Genomic DNA, 8967 nt, shown 5'->3' with positions numbered 1-8967 from the left:
TTTTGTCATTTTGTCCATATATAAACCCCCATTAATACATTAAAAACTCTAACGTTTAAAACTTAGGTCGTACTTAAAATACTCCAAGATAAACGAAAGAGTATCCACACAGGAGAAATCCGGAAATACCCCACAATTTCACTTTGTACTTCCAGACTTATATAAGAATAGGTGCAATTGCGATATAAATCTACTGGGGTATGTGAAGCAAAGAAATTATCGATCATATTTAGTACTTCACGAATATCCGCTCGTCACGTAGCAATACCCTACATTTTAACGAATGCTTTGCAAATCTTTTTCTAAATTATCTTGGGAACTGGTAAGGACAAAATTTTGCCGGGACACCATTTTAGGCAACAATATAAAAGTATATAACTTAGTAATATAAAGTGATGTAACATGGGTAAGAATATGAGTGAGGTATGTTTTAGTATAGGAGATGCAGCTGGCCATGTTTACCAGCTTCTTGAGAAGGGGGAGTCCAACCTGGCTAACATGAAGATTGCACTCAAAAAAAGCGGTTTTGATTCGCAGATAGTCTTAATGGCAATCGGATGGCTTGCAAGGGAAGATAAGATATTCGTGCAAAAGAAGGGTAATAGCTGTACAATAAAACTGAAAGGATAAATTTGTAATTTAAGCTTCCGGGTAACATAGTTTGAAATAGGAATTACCAAAATAAAGAAACCAAGCTGTGAGCTGATTAGGTTGATTTAGTATGTTGAATTTGTGGCTCTGTGGAAAACCTCTCCAAATCAAGATCAACCAGTAAAATGGGCATTTGCCATCAATATCTGGCAGTATATTTTAGAACAGTGTTCATTTGAATCTTCGTTTGAATATCGAGAATTTCTGCAAAGTCTCTATCTTAAGCATTTTATATATGCTGTCCTAAGCAGACTTAAAGATTGGAACGTTTGTCACAATAAGACAATAATTCATCCATTGGTTAGAAAGCGAGTTTCACCGATAGCCTGGAAACTGTAAAGGACGGGCATATAATCCATCGAAAAACACTTTTTGATATTGTAGATGCTCATAGGAGTGCTAAAAATAACACCCGGTGAAGAACAGAAAAAGTGAGGTAAACAAAACCGAACCTGGAATTGATCATGCACTGGAATAAATTACAACTGCTTGAGCAAAACATAAAATGTATCCAGTGACTATGCCGGGCACTGCACACCTGAGATGAAGTATATTCACAGTTCTCTTATTGCAGCAGAGGAAGTGTGAACGTAAAAGTACTGCCTTTACCCATTTCGCTTTCCACCCACACTCTTCCACCCTGCATTTGCACGAACTCTTTTACAAGGGCAAGTCCAAGACCTGTGCCTTCCTTGGGGTGTTTTCCCTGAGAGTTCAGTTGTACAAAAGACTTGAACAATTTCTGTTTCTCACTTTCTGCTATCCCGATCCCGCTGTCTTGTACAGAAATGACCAATTCATCATCTTTAACTCTGCCTGTGACGGTTACAATCCCTCCGCAGGGAGTGAACTTTATTGCATTGCTCAGCAAGTTAAGCAGAATGTGGTTGAATTTTCCGTGGTCTGCCCAGACATTACCGATTCCAGGGTCAATATCAGTGTAAAGATTTATGTTCTTCTTCAATGCTAACGGATATACCGATATTTTTGTTTCATTGATCTCCTGGGCTACGGAAAAATTCTCGTAATAGATAAGCATCTTTCCGGATTCTATTTTTGAAAGGTCTAGAATGTCGTTGATCAGTTCCAGCAGATTCTTTCCGCTGCCTAGTACATTAAGGATGAATCTCTCCTGTTCGGGTGTTAACTCTCCATATTCCCGGGTAAGCATGAGTTCAGAAAATCCTATTATAGAATTCAAGGGAGTTCTTAGTTCATGACTTATACCTGCAAAGAATTCGCTCTTTGTATGATTTGCTTTCTCAGCTATCTTTTTTGCTTCCAGGAGAACTCTTTCTGCTTCTTTTATTTCAGTTATATCAGTGAAGGTCACTGCAAACTGCCCTTTCTGAGATGAGAATGCTGAGATTTCAAAGTGCTTTTTAAGAGGAGCTGAGTATTTGGTAAAACGGATCGGTTCCATCTCAAGAGCAACTTTTCCGTATATCTCAAGGAAACCGGTTCCTTCTATACCAGGAATTACATCTGTAACCTTTTTTCCAATAACATCAACGGCCGCAAGCCCGGTCAATTTCTCAAAAGCCGGATTGACGTCCAGAAAAATGTAATCTACTGGCCTGTCATCTTCGTTTGTTATTATCTGATGCAGGGCAAAGGCATTAAGGGAATTCTTAAAAATATTGCAGTATTTCCTTTCGTTCTCAATGGCTAGCGTTTCAGCCTTTCTCCGGATTACATTTTCCTGCTTTAACAGTGAATTGACCTCGAAGAGTTCCCTTGTGCGCTCCTCTACCCTGCATTCGAGATCTTCACGGCTTTTTTCCAGTTCGTCTTCGATCTGTTTTTCCCTTGTTATGTTACGGAGATGTTCCACTACGTATTGGATATTTTCATTCTCGTCAAGCACAGGATAAGCTCGCACATCGAACCACATACCAAAATGATCAATATATTTTTGAGTTTGTGCAGGGTTCTTTGTCAGGTATGCCTCTGAAGTAGCACACCTTTCACAAGGTTTCTCACGGCCTATAAGTTCATAACATTTCTTGCCCGATACTTCAGCATGGTCTTTTTGTAGCAGTTTATACCCAGCCCGGTTATAACAGATAACCGTATGTTCATGGCCTTGAATACCAATAACGTCAGGTATGCTGTCTATTATCCTTTCAAGTTCCGGGTTTCTCATATATTTCTTATATTCATCACCCATTGGTTGGGCCTTTGAAAAGCAATCAGATATCATCATGTGTCCTTGTTTCCCTACCCACCGGGAAACATTCCTATCATTTTCTTTAGTTTCAGGGATACAAATTGTATTTTTAGTGCGATTAGTATATATTATACTTATATATGGATATTTTGGATATATATATTATTCTGTAGAAAAATATCCGCACACAAAATGTCCGGATTAAAAGTAACCTATTTAATAAGTGATGATCTTATTTAACAATTAGGAGCTTTAAAATCCTTTTAGCTCCCTTTACTTATCTTTTCATGTTCAGAAGAAAGCCAATGTTCAAAAGGTGAATGAAATGATGGCAAGATCACTCATAAAATTATCGTATCTATTTGCTGTTCTCTTGTTAATGGCAGGGTCCGCTCATGCATTGACAGGGGCCGGTGGAGGAGAATGGAACTACAGTTCCACTCTGTATGTTCAAGAGAATTCAGGCATGGATCATTCAGGCTATCAGGTAAATATCGGACTTGACAGTTCTAACTTCGATTTCACAAAAGCTGATCCACAGGGTAAAGATATAAGGTTCGAATCCGGCGGAAAACAGCTTAATTACTGGATAGAAGACTGGAACCAGGATACTGCAACAGCATCTGTCTGGGTGAAAGTTCCATTCCTTAAAGCTAACGGGCAATCAGAGATCAAGATGTATTACGGTAATTCCCTTGCAGAAGATATGAGCACCGGTGCTTCTACCTTCGAACTTTTTGATGATTTCAGTAATTCACGTCTTGAATATAGTACATGGGAATCCAATACCAACGGAGGTGGTCAAATTGGATTCAGTTCAGGTGTATGTAACCTTGTCGTGCCTGCAAAGCATCCGAACGGTTTTTCTGTACTCAAGTCAAAGGAAGACTTCCCGATAAACTCCAGTCTTGTCGTTAAAAGAAAAAAAGTGACGACTGGTGAAGATACCAGAGGTCCCATCCTTCAACAAGGTTTTGTGGACCCGCAAAGTGAGACAAAGAACTGGATACTCACACAGACAGAACTGAATAATGAAGCGTTCATCACATGGACTATCAGGAATAACAAAGCCAATCTGAGATATAATCCGTGGGACTTATCAGATGTGAATGTTCAGGATAATGTCTGGTACATCTCGGAAACTGCCTGGTATCAGGAAGGAGATGAGGTAAACAAAGTGGCATGGTTCAAGAATGGTGTGAGGGACACCAGGATGGATATAGTATCCAGTGAGGAGACACCTTACATCCCCGAAACCAATATGAAAGTATTCCTTAAATCCAACACTTATGTCGATGGTTCTCCTAACACGGGGTACATGGCTATAGATTATGTTTTCGTGCGTCAGTATAATTCTCAGGAGCCAACTGTAAGTTTCCCAATGCCGCAAACTGAAGAGCAGCCTGTAGAGGATATTGAAGAGACAGAGATTCCCGAATTGGTCCTTCCTGAAGGAAAAGTGCTGTCTGTAAGGTACTTTGATGTAGAGGAGTATGATGACACGATCCTTAGCCAGTTCAATGCAAGCGGTGTAAATATGGTGTTCCTGAGGACAACAGAAGATACTATCTGGAAGTCTGAACGGTTCATCAAGACTGCACATGAAAATGACATCAAGGTGTACGCTATGCTCTTTATTCCGCAAGGAACTAATGCAACATCAGGAAAAGATCAGCTGATCTCTACCGTGAGCGCTATCCTGGATTATAATACAAAGTCCCTGTCTGATTTTGATGGTATAGATATCACGCTCGATCCCTGCATAGAGAACACTGAACAGGCATGTCAGGATAATATGTTGCTCCTTGAAGAAGTAAGGCAAACGACAACTAACAAGATACCTCTGGCAGTGGATGTGCCTGCAGCATATGATATGGCAGAACTGGGCAATGTTGCGAATAATGCAGACCTCTTTGTGTTCCTTGCCTATGATGCTGATAATCAGCTCGATTCCACGAGTGCTGTTGCAGATGCTCTGGCCTCGAAGATGGGAGAGGCAAGGGGTGCTGATAGTAAGGCAATGGTCGATGTGATGGTCACTTCTCTGCCTTCTGAGAATGCTACGGTCTCTGAACTTATAGGAAGTCTCTATGATTACTACACAGATGATCCAGCCTTTACAGGTATTGTCATGACGCTAAAGAGCGATTATTCTCAGATGGTTCCCATGACCGAAGAAGGATCTGCACAGGAGGAAGAGTCGCAGAGTAGGGGAACTCCAGGGTTTGGAATTGTTTCTGTGGTTTTGGGATTTGCCTTTGTGTTCCACTTGAAGAAAGGGAAAAGATAAACAAAAATAGAAAGTGGACAAAAGAGGCTTAAGCCTCTTCTTTTTTATTTTCCAGTAATTGCACTGCAAGTTCCCTTAGCTTGAACTTCTGGACTTTACCGCTTGCGGTAAGTGGATATTCTTTCACAAAGAATACATGCTTTGGAACTTTGTACCTGGCGATCTTTGTGCGTGAGTAGTCCTGGATGTCCTCTTCCGTAAGTTGTGCTCCGTCTTTCAGTATAACAAAAGCTCCTACTATCTCTCCGTATTTCTCATCAGGAATGCCCACCACCTGTGCATCCTTTACTCCATTGACGGTATACAGGAATTCTTCTATCTCTCTTGGATACACATTCTCTCCACCACGGATGATCATATCCTTGATGCGGCCTGTTATCTTGTAATAACCTTCCTCGTCCACTGTAGCAAGGTCACCGCTATGGAGCCATCCATCTTTCTCAATAGCCCTTGCGGTCATTTCCGGCATCTTGTAGTATCCTTTCATGATATTGTAGCCACGGCAGCATATCTCTCCCTGCTGATTGGGTCCTACGGTTTCACCGGTATTGGGGTCAATGATCTTTACTTCTATCTCCGGCATTGCAGTACCCACGGTACTCACACGGCGTTCTATTGGATCGGTAACACTGGTCTGAGTGAACACAGGGGAAGCTTCTGTGAGTCCGTAAGCTATGGTGATGTCCTTACAGTGCATTTGTTCTATGACAGTCTTCATAGCTTCAATGGGACAGGGGGAGCCTGCCATGATACCTGTACGCAGAGAAGAAAGATCGAACATTTTGAACATGGGATGTGTGAACTCTGCAATGAACATTGTTGGCACACCATACAGTGCTGTACACTTCTCCTTTTCCACGGCAGCCAGTACCATAAGAGGATCGAACAGCTCTATCATGACAAGCGTACTCCCGTGGGTAAGAACTGCCAGTACTCCTAGAACTATGCCAAAGCAGTGGAACAAAGGTACAGGAAGACATAGTCGGTCCTCTTTTGTAAATTTCTGTCGTTCTCCAATGTAGTAACCGTTGTTAAGGATATTGTAGTGAGTAAGCATGACGCCTTTGGGAAAACCCGTTGTACCCGATGTGTACTGCATGTTCACTACATCGTGACAGTCAAGGTTCTCTTTGATCATGTGGAGTTCCTCATCGTTCCCGTGCTTGCCAAGCAGTAAGAGCTCAGTACTGTTGTACATACCCCGGTGTTTTTCCTGGCCAATGAATATGACGCTTTGAAGGCATGGAAACCTCTGGCTTCGCAGCTTGCCACGCTGCTGTGTCTTAAGCTCAGGCACAAGCTCGTACATGATACTTATATAATCCACATCACGGAATCCGTCGATGATTGCTATGGCTTTCATGTCGGATTGTTTTATGACATATTCCACTTCGTGGCTTTTGTACGAAGTGTTGACCGTCACCAGTACAGCGCCTATTTTAGCAGTGGCGAACATAAAGGTCAGCCAGTCAGGGATATTTTTAGCCCATATGCCGACATGATCTCCTTTTCCAATGCCTATGGACAGCAGTCCTTTGGCAAGTGTGTTCACGCGATCATTGAATTCTTTGTACGTGAATCGCAGGTTCCTGTCAGGGTATATCATGAACTCTCTGTCAGGGTCGTTCGCTACAATATTCTCGAAAAATGCACCTATCGTTTGATTCGTGAATGGCATTTCATATCCCTCTATCGATCAAGATCTTCCATTCACTGCTTACCTTCAGTGATAAGGTGTTCCTGGAGTTTTTTTCGGATATCATCCGGTATCGGGACAGATCTCTTGTTCAGGAAATCGTAATGAACTGTCACAGCCTGGCCTTTTGCTTTCAGTCCTCCTCTTTGCCAGGCTTCATGGCCTATCGTGAAAGAAGAATTGCCGATCCTTGCAACGAATGTACGGATCTCCACATCCTCTCCGTAGTACATTTCTCCGACATAGTCGAATTCGGTCCTGGCAAGGATAAGCTTCCATTTCTCGTAGCTAAGATTTAGGTCAGGTGTGAAGAACCTGAATACAGGATTTCGAGCTTCTTCGAACCATTCGGAGATCGCTATATTATTTATATGCCTCAGGCCATCGGCATCTCCAAACCTGGGGGTGACTGTAGTTATGAACATGCGGATCACCTTTTTAAAGAGGAGTATACACTACTGCCAGGATCTGTGCCTCGTGCTCCCCGGATGCATGTACATGATGAGGGATCACTGAATCGTAATAGATACTGTCACCGGTATTGAGCTTGTACTGTTCTTTTCCGTACATGATCTCGATCTGGCCCTTGAGTACATAGATGAACTCTTCTCCTTCATGGGCTGAAAGATTGATATCTGCACACATTAGAGGGTGCACATCTATCAGGAAAGGTTCCATATGACGATCTACCTTGTTAGATGCCAGGGCTGAGAACTCCAGTGTGCTCCTCTGTGGGGTTGGGCAGTTGCCTGAGAATCTTACGATCTGCTCTGATCTCCCGGCCCTTACAATTACAGGTGAGGTCTGTGTAGCATCATCAAGGAAAGTACCCAGGCGCACTCCCAAAGCACGGGCAATTTGTAAAAGGGGTGTCAATGAGGGTATAAGAGCACCATTTTCAAGCTGCTGTATAAGTTCCACACTGCTGTGACTTGCTACTGCCAGCTCTTCAACTGACATTTCCCGCGCTTCGCGCAACTGACGGATCTTGTTACCGACTAGGTTCTTCTCTGACATGTTCCTACCTCTTCTCGTTAGAGTATACTGGTCTGAAGTCATACGCGATGGTGATTTAAAAAATTATCCATTTAAACAGCGTTTACGAGGCCTTTATCAGAGTAATAATACTAATTATCAGTCTTTTAGTTTTTATAGGATATAAGAAAAATCCAATATCTCACTACCACCAGAGAACATCTCACACAGCAGGTACAGCTTTTTCCATTGCTGCCTCGGATTTCTGAGATATATTGAAGTTGAGTATAAAGGCTGCACCCGAAGGCTGATTGTCTTCCACAGTGATAGAGCCATAGCGATCCATTACCATGCGGGCTATATATAAGCCCAGCCCAGTGTTGCCTGTTGTCCCATATCTGAAACCTTCTTTGAAAATATACCCTTTGATGTCTGCAGGGATTCCCACTCCGTTGTCGGCTATGCGCATACTGCATGCTCCATCATTCTCTGTATTGACAGTGATCTCTATATTAGTGGCATGACCATGGTCTACGGCGTTCTCAATAATATTGTCCACTGCAGAATACAGTCCCTCATCTGCCATAACTACACACGTGTCTTTCATTTCTATTTCAATGGCATGATTTTTGGAAATCTCAGCTATTACCTTTTGTAGATCGTATGGTTTAAGTTCCAGCTGGTTTGCGATAACATTTTCCAGTTTTCTCATTTCACGTATGCGATTGAAACTACGGTTAAGTGCCTTATGGGACATTTCCAGGTAATGCGGGTCATTGTTTTCTTTAAACACGTCCAATGACATCGAAAGAACAGTAAGGTCATTGGAAATATCATGTCTCAGGATCTTGTTGATGACCATAAGCATTTCAGTAAGCTTTTCCTGGGATCTTTCTAATTCTTTGTTCTTTGTTATGTCCTTGCTGACTATCACTATCTCACCGGAAGACAGGCTATAAACATAGATCTCTCTCCAGCCTTCAATACGATTGTCACGATAGTATAATTCTGGAATTAAGATAGGTTCACCGGTTTCCCATACTATGTGAATGGCATCCATAAGCTTATTTCCGTGCATGGCGGTGTATATCTCGGTAAAGTCCTTGCCAAGAACTTCATTCTTATGGATGGAGCTGAGTTTCTCTGCAGCAGGGTTTACATCCCTGAACAGAAAACTTTGACCAT

Annotated in this window: 7 protein-coding genes; 2 read left to right on the top strand and 5 right to left on the bottom strand. The window is 42.1% G+C overall.

Going from position 1 to position 8967, the window contains the following annotated elements:
• Positions 1-402: 402 nt before the first annotated feature.
• Positions 403-630 (top strand): winged helix-turn-helix domain-containing protein, encoded by a 228-nt coding sequence (locus ACCM36_RS04490; RefSeq protein ID WP_370572543.1) that lies wholly within the window; start codon positions 403-405, stop codon positions 628-630.
• Between the two features lie 586 nt (positions 631-1216).
• Here the strand turns inward: ACCM36_RS04490 and ACCM36_RS04485 are convergent.
• Positions 1217-2821 carry a PAS domain-containing sensor histidine kinase gene (locus ACCM36_RS04485; RefSeq protein WP_370572542.1) on the bottom strand — a complete coding sequence of 535 codons (1605 nt, stop codon included), beginning with the start codon at positions 2819-2821 and terminating at the stop codon, positions 1217-1219.
• 325 nt (positions 2822-3146) lie between these two features.
• On the opposite strand from ACCM36_RS04485, the gene ACCM36_RS04480 reads away from it, so the two are divergent.
• A complete protein-coding gene (locus ACCM36_RS04480; RefSeq protein WP_370572541.1) occupies positions 3147-5111 on the top strand; it encodes a DUF2341 domain-containing protein in 1965 nt (654 codons plus the stop codon).
• A 28-nt stretch (positions 5112-5139) separates the two neighbouring features.
• On the opposite strand, the gene ACCM36_RS04475 is transcribed toward ACCM36_RS04480, so the two are convergent.
• The 4 genes from ACCM36_RS04475 to ACCM36_RS04460 all read right to left on the bottom strand — a co-directional run.
• Complete coding sequence (locus tag ACCM36_RS04475) at positions 5140-6789, bottom strand: AMP-binding protein (protein ID WP_370572540.1); 1650 nt, start codon at positions 6787-6789, stop codon at positions 5140-5142.
• Between the two features lie 32 nt (positions 6790-6821).
• Positions 6822-7232 carry an acyl-CoA thioesterase gene (locus ACCM36_RS04470; protein WP_370572539.1) on the bottom strand — a complete coding sequence of 137 codons (411 nt, stop codon included), beginning with the start codon at positions 7230-7232 and terminating at the stop codon, positions 6822-6824.
• Between the two features lie 13 nt (positions 7233-7245).
• On the bottom strand, positions 7246-7824 hold the full coding sequence (locus ACCM36_RS04465) for a helix-turn-helix domain-containing protein (protein WP_370572538.1): 579 nt from the start codon (positions 7822-7824) through the stop codon (positions 7246-7248).
• 181 nt (positions 7825-8005) lie between these two features.
• On the bottom strand, positions 8006-8967 hold a 962-nt coding region (locus ACCM36_RS04460), incomplete at its 5' end, for an ATP-binding protein (RefSeq protein WP_370572537.1).

The sequence above is a fragment of the Methanomethylovorans sp. genome, from assembly GCF_041305605.1.
In the GTDB taxonomy this organism is placed as follows: Archaea; Halobacteriota; Methanosarcinia; order Methanosarcinales; family Methanosarcinaceae; genus Methanomethylovorans.
The sequence above is the reverse complement of the archived record's forward strand: the minus strand, read 5'-3'. Positions and strand labels throughout refer to the sequence as shown.

What these genes read in the sequence shown, in the direction of transcription:
- ACCM36_RS04490 (WP_370572543.1), top strand. Translation starts at nt 403, where the DNA reads ATGGGTAAGAATATGAGTGAGGTATGTTTTAGTATAGGAGATGCAGCT.
- ACCM36_RS04470 (WP_370572539.1), bottom strand. Translation starts at nt 7,232, where the DNA reads ATGTTCATAACTACAGTCACCCCCAGGTTTGGAGATGCCGATGGCCTG.
- ACCM36_RS04485 (WP_370572542.1), bottom strand. Translation starts at nt 2,821, where the DNA reads ATGGGTGATGAATATAAGAAATATATGAGAAACCCGGAACTTGAAAGG.
- ACCM36_RS04475 (WP_370572540.1), bottom strand. Translation starts at nt 6,789, where the DNA reads ATGCCATTCACGAATCAAACGATAGGTGCATTTTTCGAGAATATTGTA.
- ACCM36_RS04465 (WP_370572538.1), bottom strand. Translation starts at nt 7,824, where the DNA reads ATGTCAGAGAAGAACCTAGTCGGTAACAAGATCCGTCAGTTGCGCGAA.
- ACCM36_RS04480 (WP_370572541.1), top strand. Translation starts at nt 3,147, where the DNA reads ATGATGGCAAGATCACTCATAAAATTATCGTATCTATTTGCTGTTCTC.